General features: G+C 66.1%; 16 protein-coding genes. 3 read left to right on the top strand and 13 right to left on the bottom strand.

What is annotated here, in order from left to right:
• The first annotated feature begins 74 nt into the window (after positions 1-74).
• The 3 genes from earP (at position 75) to WS87_RS12395 (ending at position 3,615) form a co-directional block, all read left to right on the top strand.
• A complete protein-coding gene (earP, locus tag WS87_RS12385; protein WP_059816023.1) occupies positions 75-1,262 on the top strand; it encodes an elongation factor P maturation arginine rhamnosyltransferase EarP in 1,188 nt (395 codons plus the stop codon).
• Positions 1,263-1,400: 138 nt separating this feature from the next.
• On the top strand, positions 1,401-1,958 hold the full coding sequence (gene efp, locus WS87_RS12390) for an elongation factor P (protein WP_059816028.1): 558 nt from the start codon (positions 1,401-1,403) through the stop codon (positions 1,956-1,958).
• A 271-nt stretch (positions 1,959-2,229) separates the two neighbouring features.
• Positions 2,230-3,615: a sigma-54-dependent transcriptional regulator gene (locus tag WS87_RS12395; protein ID WP_059523708.1), complete on the top strand. Its 1,386-nt coding sequence runs from the start codon at positions 2,230-2,232 to the stop codon at positions 3,613-3,615.
• Between the two features lie 172 nt (positions 3,616-3,787).
• Here the strand turns inward: WS87_RS12395 and nagZ are convergent, their stop codons facing one another.
• The 13 genes from nagZ to rpoE all read right to left on the bottom strand — a co-directional run bounded on the left by nagZ (position 3,788) and on the right by rpoE (position 16,353).
• A complete protein-coding gene (nagZ, locus tag WS87_RS12400; protein WP_059816031.1) occupies positions 3,788-4,816 on the bottom strand; it encodes a beta-N-acetylhexosaminidase in 1,029 nt (342 codons plus the stop codon).
• Positions 4,817-4,832: 16 nt separating this feature from the next.
• On the bottom strand, positions 4,833-5,273 hold the full coding sequence (gene acpS / locus WS87_RS12405) for a holo-ACP synthase (RefSeq protein ID WP_059816034.1): 441 nt from the start codon (positions 5,271-5,273) through the stop codon (positions 4,833-4,835).
• A 69-nt stretch (positions 5,274-5,342) separates the two neighbouring features.
• A complete protein-coding gene (pdxJ, locus tag WS87_RS12410; RefSeq protein WP_059816037.1) occupies positions 5,343-6,119 on the bottom strand; it encodes a pyridoxine 5'-phosphate synthase in 777 nt (258 codons plus the stop codon).
• Complete coding sequence (gene recO / locus WS87_RS12415) at positions 6,116-6,955, bottom strand: DNA repair protein RecO (protein ID WP_014897645.1); 840 nt, start codon at positions 6,953-6,955, stop codon at positions 6,116-6,118. Before recO ends, pdxJ begins: the two co-directional genes overlap by 4 nt.
• The gene (gene era, locus WS87_RS12420; RefSeq protein ID WP_059523712.1) at positions 6,942-7,841 is read right to left on the bottom strand and encodes a GTPase Era; all 900 of its coding nucleotides are present in this window, start codon (positions 7,839-7,841) and stop codon (positions 6,942-6,944) included. Before era ends, recO begins: the two co-directional genes overlap by 14 nt.
• 60 nt (positions 7,842-7,901) lie before the next feature.
• A complete protein-coding gene (gene rnc / locus WS87_RS12425; protein ID WP_059816040.1) occupies positions 7,902-9,149 on the bottom strand; it encodes a ribonuclease III in 1,248 nt (415 codons plus the stop codon).
• 153 nt (positions 9,150-9,302) lie between these two features.
• Positions 9,303-10,196: a signal peptidase I gene (gene lepB / locus WS87_RS12430; protein WP_059447970.1), complete on the bottom strand. Its 894-nt coding sequence runs from the start codon at positions 10,194-10,196 to the stop codon at positions 9,303-9,305.
• Positions 10,197-10,212: 16 nt separating this feature from the next.
• A complete protein-coding gene (gene lepA, locus WS87_RS12435; RefSeq protein ID WP_021159691.1) occupies positions 10,213-12,006 on the bottom strand; it encodes a translation elongation factor 4 in 1,794 nt (597 codons plus the stop codon).
• 217 nt (positions 12,007-12,223) lie between these two features.
• The gene (locus WS87_RS12440) at positions 12,224-12,460 is read right to left on the bottom strand and encodes a glutaredoxin family protein (RefSeq protein ID WP_059816043.1); all 237 of its coding nucleotides are present in this window, start codon (positions 12,458-12,460) and stop codon (positions 12,224-12,226) included.
• 7 nt (positions 12,461-12,467) lie between these two features.
• Positions 12,468-13,973, bottom strand: coding sequence for a DegQ family serine endoprotease (locus tag WS87_RS12445; protein WP_059816046.1), 1,506 nt, complete (start codon positions 13,971-13,973; stop codon positions 12,468-12,470).
• Between the two features lie 16 nt (positions 13,974-13,989).
• Positions 13,990-15,042: a MucB/RseB C-terminal domain-containing protein gene (locus WS87_RS12450; RefSeq protein WP_059816049.1), complete on the bottom strand. Its 1,053-nt coding sequence runs from the start codon at positions 15,040-15,042 to the stop codon at positions 13,990-13,992.
• A gap of 5 nt (positions 15,043-15,047) precedes the next feature.
• Positions 15,048-15,665 (bottom strand): sigma-E factor negative regulatory protein, encoded by a 618-nt coding sequence (locus WS87_RS12455; RefSeq protein ID WP_059816052.1) that lies wholly within the window; start codon positions 15,663-15,665, stop codon positions 15,048-15,050.
• Between the two features lie 88 nt (positions 15,666-15,753).
• Entirely contained in the window at positions 15,754-16,353 is a 600-nt protein-coding gene (rpoE, locus tag WS87_RS12460) for an RNA polymerase sigma factor RpoE (RefSeq protein ID WP_006752490.1), read from the bottom strand.
• Positions 16,354-16,401 lie beyond the last annotated feature (48 nt).

Genomic DNA, 16,401 nt, shown 5'->3' on the forward strand with positions numbered 1-16,401 from the left:
GTGATCCGGGTGCCTTGTGGCGCGGAACGGGTCCATTAGAATCGCCAGTTTAGAGCATTCACCGGCCCGCTTCGATGCCCCGCACTGCCCCCGCCTCCCCTGCGCCGCTCGCACCCGACGAACCGATCGCGTGCGACCTCTTCTGCACCGTGATCGACAACTTCGGCGACATCGGCGTGTGCTGGCGCCTCGCGCGCCAGCTCGCGCACGAGCACGGCTGGCAGGTGCGACTCTTCATCGACGATCTGCGCGCGTTCGCGCGGCTGCTGCCGGGGGTCGATCCCGATGCCGGGCGGCAGACGCTCGACGGCATCGTGATCGAACACTGGCATGCGGAAGTCGGCGATGCGCTGGAGATCGCCGACGTCGTGATCGAGGCGTTCGCGTGCGAGCTGCCCGGCGCGTATCTCGCGGCGATGGCGCGCCGCGCGCGCCGCCCCGTGTGGATCAATCTCGAATACCTGAGCGCCGAAGACTGGGTCGCCGATTTCCATTTGCGGCCATCGCCGCATCCGCGCTACCCGCTGCTGAAGACGTTCTTCTTCCCGGGTTTGTCGGCCGGCACGGGCGGCGTGCTGAAGGAACGCGACCTCGACGCGCGTCGCACGGCCTTCGAAGCCGACGCGGCAGCGCGCGCCGCCTGGTGGCGGCAGGCGACCGGCGACGCGCCGCCGGCGCCGGGCACGACCGTCGTCAGCCTCTTCGCCTATGAAAATCCGGCCGTCGACGAGCTGCTCGCGCAGTGGCGCGACGGCCCGTCGCCCGTCGTCGCGCTCGTGCCCGTCGGCCGCATATCGCCGGCCGTCGCCCGTTTCTTCGGGGTCGAATCGTTCGGCACCGGCGCGCGCGCGACCGCCGGCAACCTGACCGCTTACGGGCTCGCGTTCGTCCCGCAGGCCGACTATGACCTGCTGCTATGGGCGGCCGACATCAACTTCGTGCGCGGCGAGGACTCGTTCGTCCGCGCGCAATGGGCGCGCAAGCCGTTCGTGTGGCACATCTACCCGCAGGCCGACGACGCGCACCTGCCGAAGCTCGACGCCGCGCTCGCGCACCTGTCGGCCGGCCTCGCCGACGCGCCGCGCGCGGCGCTCGAGCGCTTCTGGCACGCATGGAACGGCGGCGGCACGCCCGATTGGGCCGATTTGCTGCAACATCGTGCCGCACTGGACACCAACGCGGCATGCTGGGCCGACGCGCTGGCGGGCGTCGGCGATCTCGCCGGAAAGCTGGCGGAATACGCAAAATCTCAGTTAAAATAAGCGGTTATCCGACGGCTGACCACGCAAGCGCTCGCGTTTGGGGCTCTTGGCACCCACCGGAACGCCCCCCGCTTGCGCCGTCAGCCGTTGTGCAACGCTCAGGCACCTATTTATTTGATTGGATCAGGACAGTTTTTTATGAAGACCGCACAGGAACTCCGCGTAGGCAACGTCGTGCAGATCGGCAGCGACGCATGGGTCATCGCAAAGACGGAATACAACAAGTCGGGCCGTAACGCCGCCGTCGTCAAGATGAAGATGAAGAACCTGCTGTCGAACGCAGGCCAGGAATCGGTCTACAAGGCTGACGACAAATTCGAAGTCGTCGTGCTCGACCGCAAGGAAGTGACGTACTCGTACTTCGCCGATCCGATGTACGTGTTCATGGACGCCGACTACAACCAGTACGAAGTCGAAGCGGAAATGATGGGCGAAGCGCTGAACTACCTCGAAGACGGCATGGCTTGCGAAGTCGTGTTCTACAACGAAAAGGCGATCTCGGTCGAATTGCCGACGGTCCTGGTTCGCGAGATCACCTACACGGAACCGGCCGTCAAGGGCGACACGTCGTCGGGCAAGGTGCTGAAGAACGCCAAGCTCGCAACGGGCTTCGAACTGCAAGTGCCGCTGTTCTGCAACACCGGCGACAAGATCGAAATCGATACGCGCACGAACGAATATCGCAGCCGCGCGTAATCGCCCGCGATTTCCGGATCGAACAAAGCGCCCTTCGGGGCGCTTTTTGTTTGTCTGCCGCCAACAGCACCGATACGTCGGCACCATGGGCAACACAAAATCCAGCACTAAAGGTATTCAATTTGTATCATCGGTAACTGTTTTATAGCGACAAAGAAATAATGCACGTCAGGTGTTCAGCGGGGCATAAAATCAGTTTTTAATCTGACATGCGGCTGCGGCCGGCTCGATGGCCGACAGCCCGCCTCTCTTGACTCGACTCGCGTCCACCATGCCACACGCCCTGATTGTCGAAGACGATCCCAACAGTCTGTCCGGCCTGACCGCACTGCTCGCCGCGGACGGCTTCTCGGTCGACACGGCCACGTCGCTCGCCGAGGCACGCACGGCGCTCGGCCGCTCGATTCCCGATGTCGTCCTGGTCGACCTGAACCTGCCGGACGGCAGCGGATTCGACCTGCTCCAGCATCTGCCGCAGCAGCAGCCGAACGGCTCGCTGCCGGTGATCGTGTTGACGGGCAATGCGACGGTCGAGAGCGCGATCGAAGGCCTGCGTCACGGCATCTGGGATTACCTGCTGAAGCCGATCAACATTCCGCGCCTGCGCAGCCTGCTGGCCCGGATTCCGCGTCCCTACGAACTGATCGACGAAGTGCGGACGCTGCGCGCGTCGCTGCGCCACCTGGGCCGTTTCGGCGCGCTGGTGGGCCGCAGCGAGGCGATGCAGCACGTGTACGACATGATCGAGCACAACGCCGGCACCGAAACGGCCGTGCTGTTCACGGGCGAAGCCGGCACCGGCAAGAAGCTGGCCGCGCGCACGCTGCACGACCTGAGCCGGCGCCGCAAGGGGCCGTTCGTGTCGTTCGACTGCCGCACGATCGCGCATGCCGGGCGTCACGGCGCGTCGCTCGACAGCGTGCTGTTCGGCCATGAACGCGGCGCGTTCGACGGCGCCGAGCGGCGCGAATCAGGCCTGTTCGAGCAAGCGGGCGGCGGCACGCTGTTCCTCGACGAGATCACCGCACTGCCGCTCGTGCTGCAGGAGGCGCTGCTGCATGCGCTCGACTCGCAGAACTTCATGCGGATCGGCGGCACGAGTTCGATCGCGAGCGACTTCCGGCTGATCGCGACCACGCGCCGCCCGGCCCGCGAGGCGGTCGCGAACGGCACGCTGCGCGAGGATCTATGGCTGCGTCTCGACGCGGCATCGATCACGATGCCGCCGCTGCGCGAGCGCGACGGCGATGCACTCGCCATCGCGGATGCGCTGATCGACGAACTCAACCGCGAAGCGCGCGCCACCGGCCGCAGCACGACCGACAAGCGCGCGGCCCCGGGCTTCGTGCGCGAATGCCTGTCCTACGAATGGCCCGGCAACGTGCGCGAATTGCAGGAGCGCGTGCGTTTCGCCTATGACGCGTCCGGCGATTTCATCGAAACGCTGCGCGCGGGCGAAGCGAGCTTCGCGGCCGGCGCCGCGCTGAACGGCAGCAGCGTGCAGATCAAGGTCGGCACCCCGCTGTCCGACGTCGAGGACCTGCTGATCCGCGCGACGCTCGACGCGGTCGGCGGCACGCGCCATCGTGCGGCGACGCTGCTCGGCATCAGCCCCAAGACGCTGTACAACAAGCTGCAGCGGATGAAGGTCAACTGACCGCGCCGCAGTTGTTCGGGGCACTGGCGGGAGTTGACGGTTAGTTGCACGAGACCATGTCGCCTTGCACATCGCCCCGCGTCGGTGGAACAGCAAAAAGCCGCGCTTGTGCGCGGCTTTTTGCTTTCGACAACGGCAACGGGAAAGGCGACATCGCGCCGCCCTTCTCTGCTTACGCCAGCGCGCTGCCGAGCAGCGCTTGCGCCTGCAGATACTCGGGTTGCACGATCAGCTTGTCCCACTTGAGCGGCTTGCCGCGCGCCCGCATCCGCTTGATGCGCCGCACCGACTCGGCCGACGCCTGCGCCTTCAGCCCGTTCAGCACGACTTCGGCCGCGTCCGGCTGGTTGCAGACGAGCACCATGTCGCAGCCGGCGGCGAGCGCCGCGTCGGCCGCCTGCGTGAGCGTGCCGCCTTCGCGTGCCGCCTCCATCGACAGGTCGTCGCTGAAGATCGCGCCCGTAAAGCCGAGCTGCCCGCGCAGGATGTCCTGCAGCCACACGCGCGAGAAACCCGCGGGCCGCTTGTCGACCTGCGTGTAGATCACGTGCGCGGGGATCACCGCGGACAGCGACAGGCCAAGCCAGTCGTACGGGGCGACGTCCTGCTTGAGGATCGCGTCGAGCGGCCGGTCGTCGGTCGGCAGCGCGACGTGCGAATCGGCTTCCGCGAAGCCGTGCCCCGGAAAATGCTTGCCGCAGTTCGCCATGCCCGCGAGCGACAGCCCGTGGTTCAGGCTCTTCGCGAGCAGCGTGACGACGCGCGGGTCGCGATGAAACGCGCGATCGCCGATCACCTTCGAATGCCCGTAGTCGAGATCGAGCACCGGCGTGAAGCTCATGTCGATCCCGCATGCGCGCAGCTCGGCGGCCAGGATGTAGCCGACCGCCGTCGCGACCTTCGTCGCGAGCAGCACGTCGCGGTCCCACAGCTCGCCGAGGCGGCGCATCGCCGGCAGCACGGTGAAGCCGTCGGTGCGGAACCGCTGCACGCGGCCGCCTTCATGATCGACGGCGATCAGGATGTCCTCGCGCACCGCGCGAATCGAATCGGTCAGCGCGGTCAGTTGCGCGCGGTTCTGGAAATGCCGTGCAAACAGGATCACGCCGCCGGTGTTCGGATGCGCAAGGCGCCGCGCGTCGTCGCGCGACAGGGCCGTGCCGACGACGTCGAGCATGACCGGGCCGGGAGTCGTTTTCATCGAATCGGGAAGTCCGTCAGGGAGTGGTTCGGGAAACAGGTGCGGGTGCAGGCGGCGGCGCGGCATCGGCCTCGGCGACCACGAATGACACCGCGTAGTCGCGTTCGTCGCTGACTGTCACACGCGCCGTGATGCCGCGCGCGGCGAGCCAGTCGGCCAGCTCGCCCGACGCGACGACGTACGGTTCGCCGCTGCGCTGGTTGAGGGTCTGCAGCGCGCGCCACGTCATCGGCCAGTGCATGCCGAGCCCGATCGCCTTCGAGAACGCTTCCTTCGCGGAAAAGCGTGTCGCGAGAAACGCGATGCCGCGCGCCTCCGAGCGCGCACGGCGCGCATGGAACACGCGCAGTTCGTCGGGACCGAGCACCTTCTCGGCGAACCGGCCGCCCGTGCGCGCGAGCACGGCCGCGATGCGGCTCACCTGGACGATGTCGGTGCCGATGCCGTAGATCGCCATCTCAGCGCCCGCCGTGATGCGCGGACGATGCCGGGCGATGAGCGAAGCGCGCGCGCACGCGACGCATCGTCAGCGCGCGCCGCCGTGCAACGCGGCGACCCGTGCGGCGACCATGATCGCCTTCATCTCGCGCACCGCGTTGTCCCAGCCGGCGAAGATCGCGTGCGCGACGATCGCGTGGCCGATGTTCAGTTCGACGATGCCGTCGATCGCGGCGATCTGCTGCACGTTCGTGTAATGCAGGCCATGGCCGGCGTTGACCTTGAGGCCCAGTTGCGCGCCGGCCTGTACGCCCGCGACGATGCGCTCGTATTCGCGCTGCTGCTCGACCTCGTCGTGCGCATCGGCGTAGCGGCCGGTATGCAGCTCGACCACCGGTGCGCCGGCTTCATGCGCGGCGCGGATCTGCGTCTCGTCCGGATCGATGAACAGCGACACGCGCACGCCGGCGTCGGCGAGCTGCTTGCATGCCGCACGCACGGCCTCGAAGCGGCCGGCAACGTCGAGACCGCCTTCGGTCGTCAGTTCCTCGCGCTTCTCCGGCACGAGGCACGCGTCGTGCGGACGCACTTCGCATGCGATGTCGAGCATCTCGGCCGTCACCGCGCATTCGAGGTTCATCCGCGTCTTCAGCAGCGGGCGCAGCTTGCGCACGTCGGCGTCGACGATGTGGCGGCGGTCCTCGCGCAGGTGCAGCGTGATCGCGTCGGCACCGGCTTCTTCGGCGGCGAGCGCCGCGCGGATCGGATCGGGATAGGTCGTGCCGCGCGCGTTGCGCAGCGTCGCGACGTGGTCGATGTTCACGCCGAGGTCGATGGCGGTCGGCGTTGTCAGGAAGAAACTCATAGGTTTTGCAGGTCGATCAGGATCTGACGCGTGGCAAGCGGCGTACCGCCGAGATAGGTGTTCAGCAGGAAGCGCATCAGCGTCTTGCTTTGCGCGACCGTCTGGGCTCGATGGTAATCGTCCTGCTCCATGTCGAGCAACGTCTGTCCGGTAATCACCGGCCAGTGCGACGGTACGTCGTCGTCCGCATTGCGCACGCCGCGCTCGGGATCGAACACGTAGCGGCGATCCGGTTCGACCGCACGGCGCGCAACCGTGCGGTTCAGCGCCATCGCATAGCCGGTCTCGCGCAGCAGCACGCGCTCGAACGAACGCAGCACCTGCACCGCGGGTTCGCCGTGCGCAAGGCGCGTGAGGGTCAGCACGTAATGATTGAAGAGCGGCGGCTGCGGATCCTCGCGCGCGCAGAATTTCACGAGCAGCTCGTTCGCGTAGAAGCCGCACAGCAGCCCGTCGCCGCCGAGCGGCAGCATCCCGCCGACCCACTCGGCACCCGTCAGCGTGCGTACTTCGGATTTGCCCGACCAGGACAGCAGCAGCGGCTGGAACGTCTGCAGCACGCCGCGCAGCGCGGAGTGCGGGCGCTTCGCGCCCTTCGCGACGAGCGCGAGGCGGCCGTGATCGCGCGTGAGCACGTCGATGATCAGGCTCGTTTCCCTGTACGGATAGCTGTGCAGCACGAACGCCGGCTGCTCGGCGACGCGGAAATCGGACGTGCGAGACGTCGCGCGCCGCGCCTTGCGACGCGGCGGTTCGGGCGGTGCCGGCAACGGCGCGTCGTTCGCGCCGGCGGTCACCGCGTCTTCGGTTGACGTCAGCGCGTCATTCGTACCCATAGGCGCGCAGCCCCGCCTCGTTGTCGGCCCATCCGCTCTTCACCTTCACGAAGGTCTCGAGATACACGGGGCCGTCGAACAGCTTCTCCATGTCCATCCGCGCCTCGGTGCTAATCTGCTTGAGCTTCTCGCCCTTCTTGCCGATCACCATCGCCTTGTGCGAATCGCGCTCGACAAGGATCGTCGCGAAGATACGCTTCAGGCGCCCTTCCTCCTCGAACTTGTCGATCAGCACGGTGCTCGTGTATGGCAGTTCGTCGCCGGTCCAGCGGAACACCTTCTCGCGCAGGATTTCGGCCGCGAGGAAGCGCGAGCTGCGGTCGGTCAGCTCGTCCTCGCCGTAGATCGGCTCGCCTTCCGGCAGGTACGGCTTGATCGTGTCCAGCAGGCGCTTGATGTCTTCCGGCCGCTGCGCCGACAGCGGCACGAGTTCGGTGAATTCGCGCAGCTCGCTCACCTTCTGCATGAACGGGAACAGCGTCGCCTTGTCGGCCACGCGGTCGATCTTGTTCGCGATCAGCAGCGTCGGCATGCCGGGCGGGATCAGGTCGAGCACCTTCTGGTCGTCGGGCCCGAAGCGGCCGGCCTCGATCACGAACAGGATCACGTCGACCGACGTGAGCGTCGACGTGACCGCGCGGTTCAGCGAGCGGTTCAGCGCGGTGCTGTGGCGGGTCTGGAAGCCCGGCGTGTCGACGAACACGAATTGCGCGTCGTCGAACGTGTTGATGCCGGTGATGCGATGGCGGGTCGTTTGCGCCTTGCGCGACGTGATGCTGATCTTCTGGCCGACGAGTGCGTTCATCAACGTCGACTTGCCGACGTTCGGGCGGCCCACGATCGCGATCATGCCGCAACGGAAACCGGTAGGAGCGGGAGTGTTCATATCGTTTGGGAGACAGGTTCGGAAACGGCCGCGCGGCGCGCGGCACGATCGAGGGGCAATTCAGTGGTCGGCATCGGCCACGCGCGCCTGCGCGGCAGCGAGGCTTGCGCCGCCCTGCGGCGTCTCGGTGCCGGGCGCCGCGGTGTCGCGGGCGCGCGACGCCGCACGCGACGCGGCGTCGGAACCGGCAGCAGGCTTGTCGGTCGACGCGGCCGGATCGGCCGCCTGGCCGGCCTGCTTGTCGGCTGCACGCGGTGCGGCTTCCACGGGCTTGTCCGCCGCGCGCGAGCCGGCTTCGTTGCGATCCGACGGCTTCTCGGGCGCCTTCTCGGCAGGCTTGTCGGCCGTCGGCTTCGTGGGCCGGTCGGCCTTGTCAGCGGCCGTTTCCACATGCGCCGCGCGAATCGCGGCCATCGGCGCCTGCGCCGGCCGCTCGGTCGGGTGCGCGCCGGCGTCGGTCGCTGCCGACGCGGCAGCCGCCGCCTTCGCATCGCGCGCCGCCGCACGCTCCTTCCGTTCCGGCGAACGCAGGTCCAGCGCTTCCTGCACGCCCTTCACGCCCGGCACGATTTCAGGCTCGACGTGCTTCGACCCGCGTGCGTTCTTCGAACGCTTCGGCTTCGCGGCCAGCATCGGCGCAGCCGCCAGCACCTCGTCGAGCGCCTTCTTCGCGGCAGCCTGCTCGGCCGCTCGCCGGCTCGCACCGGAGCCCGACACCTTCACGTCAAGCTTCGGCACCGTGCATTCGACCTCGAACTGCTGATTGTGCGCCGCACCATGCGTCGCGACGACCGTGTAGGTCGGCAGCGCGATCTTGTGCCCCTGCAGGTACTCCTGTAGCAGCGTCTTCGCATCCTTGCCGAGCGTGCGCGGGTCGATGTGGTCGAGAATCGGGATATAGAGGCGCTTGATGACCCCTTGGGCGGCTTCGAAGCCGCCATCGAGGAATACCGCCCCGATGATGGCTTCGAACGCGTCCGCGAGGATCGACGGGCGACGGAAGCCGCCGCTGCGCAATTCGCCCTCGCCCAGCCGCAGCCCTTCCGAAATATTCAGGGCCTGAGCGATTTCGTAGAGCGACTGCTGCTTGACGAGATTGGCGCGCACGCGCGACAGGTCGCCTTCGTCCAGCTTGCTGAAACGCTGGAACAAAAGGGCGGCCACCGCGCAATTCAGAACGGAATCGCCGAGAAACTCGAGCCGTTCGTTGTGCGTGGCACTGTGACTGCGATGGGTCAAAGCCTGGCGCAACAATTCCGCATTGCGAAATTCATAGCGCAGCCGGCTTTCCAACTGGGATAGGGGCATGTGCAGGAGTATAACGCGGGCGCCGGTCGGGCCGAAACGGCACGGCCGGACGCGAAAAGGCGTGACGAGGCGGTGTTACCGCCGGTTCTTAAAGTAGTTCGGCAATACGCGACGCGGCCCGTGCGTCGCGTGTTGCGTGCGAGTCGAACGCGATCAGTTGAAGGAACCGATGCGCTTCAGGTCGCCGAAGTTCATCCAGATGAAGAACGCGCGGCCGACGATGTTGTTGTCCGGCACGAAACCCCAGTAGCGGCTGTCCGCGCTGTTGTCGCGGTTGTCGCCCATCATGAAGTAGTGGCCCGGCGGCACCTTGCAGATCACGCCGCGGCTGTTGTACGTGCAGTTGTCGCGATACGGATAATCGTAGGCGCCCATCACGAACGGCGGCACGGCGGGATTGTTGAGGATCGCATTCTTCTTCGTGCCGATCGTCTCCTCGAACTGCTTCGCGTAGTTCTGGCGCTCGTCGTCGAAGAAATCCGGCAGCGGCGTTTCGGGCACCGGCTGGCCGTTGATCGTCAGTTGCTTGTCCTGGTAAGCGACCGTGTCGCCCGGCAGGCCGATCACGCGCTTGATGTAGTCGACCGACTCGTCCTTCGGATAGCGGAACACGACGACGTCGCCACGCGACAGCGGGCTGCCCTGCGTGATCTTCGTGTTCGTGATCGGCATGCGCAGGCCGTATTCGAACTTGTTGACGAGGATGAAGTCGCCGACCAGCAGCGTCGGCACCATCGAGCCCGACGGGATCTTGAACGGCTCGACGACGAACGAACGCACGACGAACACGGCCAGGATCACCGGGAAGAAGCTTGCGGTGTACTCGAGCCACCACGGCTGGCGCAGCTTTTCGTCACGCAGCTTCGAACGCGTCTGCCCCGCGTTTTCGTCCGCGAAACGCTTGTCGATACGCGACTGCTGGCGATCGAACTCCTCGATCGCCGCGTCGGCCGCCTTGCGTCGCCGCGGCAGGAACACCAGTTTGTCCAACACCCACGCTACGCCCGTCACGACGACGAGCACAAAAAGAATCAGCGCAAAATTCATAAAAGGATCAGTCCTGTTATTTGTCTTCGACGCGCAAGATCGCGAGGAACGCCTCCTGCGGGATCTCGACCGAACCCACCTGCTTCATGCGTTTCTTACCTTCTTTCTGCTTCTCGAGCAGTTTCTTCTTTCGCGTGATGTCGCCGCCGTAGCACTTCGCGAGCACGTTCTTGCGAAGTGCCTTGATGTTCTCGCGCGCGACGATGTGCGCACCGATCGCCGCCTGGATCGCCACGTCGTACATCTGGCGCGGAATGATCTCGCGCATCTTCGCGGCCACTTCACGGCCGCGATACTGCGACTGCGAGCGGTGCACGATGATCGACAGCGCATCGACCTTGTCGCCGTTGATCAGCATGTCGACCTTCACGACGTCCGACGAACGGTATTCCTTGAACTCGTAATCCATCGATGCATAGCCGCGCGACACCGACTTCAGGCGATCGAAGAAGTCGAGCACGATTTCGGCCATCGGGATTTCGTACGTGAGCTGCACCTGGCGGCCGTGATACTGCATGTTGATCTGCGAGCCGCGCTTCTGCTCGCACAGCGTGATCACGGAACCGACGTAGTCCTGCGGCATGTACAGGTTCACCGTGACGATCGGCTCGCGGACTTCCGCGATGCGGCCAGGCTCCGGCATCTTCGCCGGGTTCTCGACCATGATCGTCGAGCCGTCGCTCTGCACGACCTCGTAGACGACCGTCGGTGCGGTCGTGATGAGGTCCATGTCGAACTCGCGCTCGAGTCGCTCCTGCACGATTTCCATGTGCAGCAACCCGAGGAAGCCGCAGCGGAAACCGAAGCCGAGTGCCTGCGACACTTCCGGCTCGTACTGCAGCGACGCATCGTTGAGCTTCAGTTTCTCGAGCGATTCGCGCAGCGCGTCGTACTGGTTCGCCTCGACCGGATAGAGGCCCGCGAACACCTGCGGCTTCACTTCCTTGAAGCCCGGCAGCGGCTCGGCGGCGGCCTTGGTCGCGTGCGTGACGGTATCGCCGACCTTCGCGGCAGTCAGTTCCTTGATGCCGGCGATGATGAAGCCAACTTGCCCGGCCGACAGCGATTCGAGATTGCGCGACTTCGGCGTGAACACGCCGACGTGCTCGACCGGATACTGCGCGCCGGTCGCCATCATCTTGATCTTGTCCTTCGGACGCAGCGTGCCGTTGACGATGCGCACGAGCATCACGACGCCGACGTAGTTGTCGAACCACGAGTCGATGATCAGCGCCTGCAGCGGCGCGGCCGGATCGCCCTTCGGCGGCGGCACTTTCGCGATCAGCGCTTCGAGCACGTCCTCGACGCCGAGCCCCGTCTTCGCGCTGCAGCGCGTCGCGTCGGTCGCGTCGATGCCGATCACGTCCTCGATCTCCTCGATCGCGTTCTCGGGGTTCGCGGCCGGCAGGTCGATCTTGTTCAGCACCGGCACGACCTCGACGCCGAGCTCGATCGCCGTGTAGCAGTTCGCGACCGTCTGCGCCTCGACGCCTTGGCTCGCGTCGACCACGAGCAGCGCACCTTCGCACGCGGACAGCGAACGGCTGACCTCGTACGAGAAGTCGACGTGCCCCGGCGTATCGATCAGGTTAAGGTTGTAGACCTTGCCGTCGCGGGCGCGATAGGACAATGCCGCCGTCTGCGCCTTGATCGTGATGCCGCGTTCGCGCTCGATATCCATCGAGTCGAGCACCTGCGCTTCCATTTCACGGTCGGCGAGGCCGCCGCATACCTGGATGATGCGATCCGCGAGCGTCGACTTGCCATGGTCGATGTGCGCGATGATCGAGAAATTGCGAATATGATCCATTCAGTGCCGATCAAGCGAAAAAGGCGCGCTCGACGACTGCGGAGCACGCCTTGTAAGTCGGTGAAAAAACGGCTTATTTTAGCCGAAAAGGCCTTTGCCGGGCGGTAATTTGGGACGCCTGGTCACGGAGGCCCGGTCAGGGCGTCCTGCCGGAGGCCTTGGCGGGTGGACTCGCACCGGCACGCCGCGCAGGGCGCGGCCGGCGACGGGGCCAGGTTCAGCGCCGCACCGTCAGCGCGCCGCGCACCCTCGCCTCGTCGAACCGGTGGCGGCACACTTCCGTGCCGTCCAGCAACAGCACCGGCACGTCCTCATCGTAACGGGCGACGAGTGCCGGATCGGCATCGATGTCGACGTAGTCGACGGCAACGCCGAATTCGGCCGCCACCGGCGCCAGCGCATCACGCATGTCGTCGCACAGGTGGCACCAGCCGCGGCCGTAGAGCGTGAACATCGGTGCGTTACTTCTGGACTGCGCGCGGGCGCACCGGCACGAACTGCGTATTGTCGCCGCGCCGCACGAGCACCGCGACCGCCTTCTGCGGATCGAGCTGCGCGGTCACGTCGGCGAACTGCTTCGCGCTCGTGATGTCGGTGTCGCCGACGCGCAGCACGATGTCGCCGCGCTGCAGGCCCGCCCGGGCCGCCGGGCCGTCGACGCCGTCGATCTGCACGCCGTTCTTCAGCTTCAGCGACTTCAGCTGGTCAGCCGAAAGGTCACTGACCGTCAAGCCGAGTGAATTGGCCGGGCGCGGCTTCTGCGGCACATTCTTGCGCTGCTCGGCCTTCGCCGTCGTCTCCGCCGGCGTCTCGGCGATCGTGATCGGCACATCACGCGCCTGACCCTTGCGCCACACGCTGACGGTCGCCTTGGTGCCCGGCTTCGTGTCGCCGACCATGCGCGGCAAATCCGACGCCGTATCGACCGACCGGCTGTTGAACTTCAGGATGATGTCACCCGGCTGGATGCCCGCCTTGTCGGCCGGACCGCCCGGCTCGACGCTGCTGACGAGCGCGCCTTCCGCCTTCGGCAGCCCGATCGAATCGGCCACCTCCTTCGTCACTTCGCCGATCGCCACCGCAATGCGGCCGCGCGTGACCTTGCCGGTCGCCTTCAGCTGGTCTGCCACGCGCATCGCCTCGTCGATCGGAATCGCGAACGAAATGCCCATGAAACCGCCGGTACGACTGTAGATCTGCGAGTTGATGCCGATCACCTCGCCCTGCATGTTGATCAGCGGGCCGCCCGAGTTGCCGGGGTTCACCGCGACGTCGGTCTGGATGAACGGCAGGTAATCGCCCGTGTTGCGGCTCTTCGAACTTACGATGCCGGCCGTCACGGTGTTGTCGAGGCCGAACGGCGAACCGATCGCGACGACCCACTCGCCGACACGCACCTTGTTCGAATCGCCGATCGCGACGACCGGCAAGTTCGAGGCCTGGATCTTGACGACCGCGACGTCCGTGCGGTCATCGACGCCGACCAGTTTCGCCTTGAATTCGCGCTTGTCGGTCAGCGTCACGTAGATGGTGTCCGCGTCGTCGACGACATGCGCGTTGGTCATCACGTAGCCGTCCGCCGACACGATGAAGCCCGAACCGACGCCGCGGTTCTGCTCGGTGTCAGGCGGATTGTCCGGCGCCGGCGCGTTCTTCGGGCTGCCATTGCCGCTGCCGCCGCCGTTGCCGGGCGCCTGCGGCAGCGGAATGCCGAAGAAGCGCCGGAAGAATTCCGACATGTCGCCGTTGTCGAAGCCCGGCGGGAGCACGCCACGCGGCCCGGGTGTCGGCACGTTCGCGGTGGTCCGGATGTTCACGACAGCCGGCCCGACCTTCTCGACCAGATCGGCGAAGTCGGGAAGGCTGGCTGCTGGAGGCGTGACAGCGGCCACGGTTTGCGGGGCGAGCGGCAGGCAGGCAAACAGCACCGCCGCCGCGAGCACTTTGCGCAGCGTGAGTTTCGTCATGTCGGAAGCCGTAGCGTTACTTGGAAGCCTTGTATTCTATGGCAGACGCGAACTGCTGCAAGGTGGCCGGCGGCACTTCGCCGAGCACGGTGATCCAGTAGTCGCCGCGACGCTTCACGAGCACGTGGGTCGCGCCGGTGCTGCCCGCCCCTTCCTTGCGCGTGTTCTTTTCGGCCGGCTCGATGAAGACGGAGATCGTCGCGAGGCCGTCGGTGAAGACGGCCTGATCGACTGGAATCGGCGGATCGCCGGCGTCGCGCGCAGCCATCGGCCGGCGCACCTCGCGAATCTTCCGGAAGCCGGCGATGGTCGGTGCGATCTGCCAGCCCTGCGCTTCCATGTCGACCGTCGCGACCGGCGGGCGAACGACCGTCCAGCCGCTCAGGTTGCGCATGCCGGCCGCGATCGCGGATTTGTCGCCGACCGCGCCGCCCGTCTGCACTTGCGAAAACGCGACCTGCTCGAGCACGTGATCGCTCGCATCGAGCGTCTGCGAACGCAGCAGCAGCCCGGTGCGGGTGTCGGCCCACAGCTTGTACGTGAAGCGGTACGCATCCTTCGGCACGAGTTCGACCACTTGCGCGTCGACCCCGGCCACGCGGTCCTTGCCGAGCAGCTTCGCGTCATAAACGGACATCACGTGCTCGCCGCCCGCACCGAGCAGTGCAGGGAACGAATCGCGCGTCTGGCGGCGCTCGACCACGCACAACTTGCGCTCGGGAACGAACGTGTACAACTCGTCGTTGTGCCGCAGAACCTTGCGCGGCTTGCCGTCGAGCGACTCGATCCGCTCGAACTCGCCGTCGCGGGACGCCACGTGCGCGATGCGCGACGACTGGACATACCCGCCGCGCTGGTAGACGAACGTACCCTCGTAGCTCTGCTGCTGCGCTGCCTGCTGGATGCGATCGAGCCAATCCGCCGCACCCTTGCGGGTCGCGACGGGATCGTCCGGTTGCTGGGCGCTGGCTGAGAGGGATTGAACGGACAACAGGGCGGCTGCGCAAAGCAGGAGGGCCGGCAGCCGCTTCCATCCGGAGATGGCGTGATTCAACTGCAATGTCCGCATCGGGTTTATTGGCCTGGCGTGGTGGTCACGGCAGCGCGGATCAGCGGCATCGAGCCCGTGACGACGGGCTGCTGCGCGAATTGCTGGTGCGCTTCAAGGTATTGGTCGAGACTTGCGTCGCGGATGATGTTGACGTCCTGCAGGCCCGGCTGCGCCGATGCCTGCGCAACCGTCACGCGCTGCAGGTTGCCGTTCTGCGGTCCGCCTGTCGACGCGACCTGGACGGCGCCCGGCGCACCGGCCGTCTGCATCTGCGGGACGACGATCCACGTCAGCGTGGCGGCCGCGGCGGCCACCGCGAACGCGGGCACGACACGCCGGCGCAGCGACAGCAGCTTGCGCGCGACCGGCGCGGCGGCCGGCGCGAGCAGGTGCGGCTCGCTTTCCAGCGCGGCCGACATGCGCGCGGTGAACGCGACGCTCAGCGCGGGCGACAGCGCGAGCTCGTCCGAGCGCAGCGCATCGCCGATCAGGTGGTAATGGGCCCACGCAGCGCGATCCGCGCGGTCGAGCTCATCCAGAAACTGCCCGTGATCCGGGCCGTCGAACAGTTCACCGTCGACCAGAGCGGAAAGGCGCTCGCCGCGCGAGCACGCTTGCGACTGCGTATTGACCGACCCCATGATGCTCCCCATCTTGCACACACCCCGTCGTGACTTCACGACTCTATCCGTAACTAGACCCCGACCCGCGTCGTTGCGCCCGTCGCGCTTACCAGCGCTTGCCTTCGGGCGTATCGAGCAGCGGACGCAATTTCGCAGCGATTGCCTCGCGCGCCCGGAAGATCCGCGACCGAACCGTCCCGATCGGACAATCCATCATTTCCGCGATCTCTTCGTAGCTCAGGCCCTCGATCTCGCGCAGCGTGATCGCCTGGCGCAGTTCTTCGGGCAGGACGGCCATTGCAGCGTTGACCGTCTCGGCAATCTGCTTGCTCATCAACATCGACTCAGGCGTGTTGATATCCCTTAGTTGGTCTGCGTCGGAGAAAGTTTCCGCTTCCTCGGCATCGGCCTCGGTGGAGGTCGGTGCCCGGCGGCCCTGCGTCGCAAGGTAGTTCTTCGCCGTATTGACGGCAATCCGGTACAACCACGTGTAGAACGCCGACTCGCCGCGAAATTGCGGCAGCGCACGATACGCCTTGATGAACGCGTCCTGGGCCACATCCTCGACCTCGGCGGGATCCCGCACGAGGCGCGAGATCAGCCGAATGATCTTGCGGTGGTATTTGGAGACCAGGAGTTCGAACGCCGCCTTGTCGCCTTTCTGTACGCGCTCGACCAGAGCCTGATCGATTTCTTTTTCACTCACCTGACAAATCCGTTAACTAGGGATGCAACGCGGAGCGTTATTGTAGCG

Source organism: Burkholderia sp. MSMB0856 (genome assembly GCF_001524645.2).
In the GTDB taxonomy this organism is placed as follows: Bacteria; Pseudomonadota; Gammaproteobacteria; order Burkholderiales; family Burkholderiaceae; genus Burkholderia; species Burkholderia diffusa.

Bases quoted from the DNA above. Each gene is read 5' to 3' on its own strand.
- WS87_RS12440 (WP_059816043.1), bottom strand. From the start codon at position 12,460: ATGTTCACGCTCTACGGCCGCGGCTGGTGCCACCTGTGCGACGACATG.
- nagZ (WP_059816031.1), bottom strand. From the start codon at position 4,816: ATGAAAACGACTCCCGGCCCGGTCATGCTCGACGTCGTCGGCACGGCC.
- efp (WP_059816028.1), top strand. From the start codon at position 1,401: ATGAAGACCGCACAGGAACTCCGCGTAGGCAACGTCGTGCAGATCGGC.
- era (WP_059523712.1), bottom strand. From the start codon at position 7,841: ATGAACACTCCCGCTCCTACCGGTTTCCGTTGCGGCATGATCGCGATC.
- pdxJ (WP_059816037.1), bottom strand. From the start codon at position 6,119: ATGAGTTTCTTCCTGACAACGCCGACCGCCATCGACCTCGGCGTGAAC.
- WS87_RS12445 (WP_059816046.1), bottom strand. From the start codon at position 13,973: ATGACGAAACTCACGCTGCGCAAAGTGCTCGCGGCGGCGGTGCTGTTT.
- lepB (WP_059447970.1), bottom strand. From the start codon at position 10,196: ATGAATTTTGCGCTGATTCTTTTTGTGCTCGTCGTCGTGACGGGCGTA.
- lepA (WP_021159691.1), bottom strand. From the start codon at position 12,006: ATGGATCATATTCGCAATTTCTCGATCATCGCGCACATCGACCATGGC.
- recO (WP_014897645.1), bottom strand. From the start codon at position 6,955: ATGGGTACGAATGACGCGCTGACGTCAACCGAAGACGCGGTGACCGCC.
- WS87_RS12455 (WP_059816052.1), bottom strand. From the start codon at position 15,665: ATGGGGTCGGTCAATACGCAGTCGCAAGCGTGCTCGCGCGGCGAGCGC.
- WS87_RS12450 (WP_059816049.1), bottom strand. From the start codon at position 15,042: ATGCGGACATTGCAGTTGAATCACGCCATCTCCGGATGGAAGCGGCTG.
- earP (WP_059816023.1), top strand. From the start codon at position 75: ATGCCCCGCACTGCCCCCGCCTCCCCTGCGCCGCTCGCACCCGACGAA.
- rnc (WP_059816040.1), bottom strand. From the start codon at position 9,149: ATGCCCCTATCCCAGTTGGAAAGCCGGCTGCGCTATGAATTTCGCAAT.
- acpS (WP_059816034.1), bottom strand. From the start codon at position 5,273: ATGGCGATCTACGGCATCGGCACCGACATCGTCCAGGTGAGCCGCATC.
- WS87_RS12395 (WP_059523708.1), top strand. From the start codon at position 2,230: ATGCCACACGCCCTGATTGTCGAAGACGATCCCAACAGTCTGTCCGGC.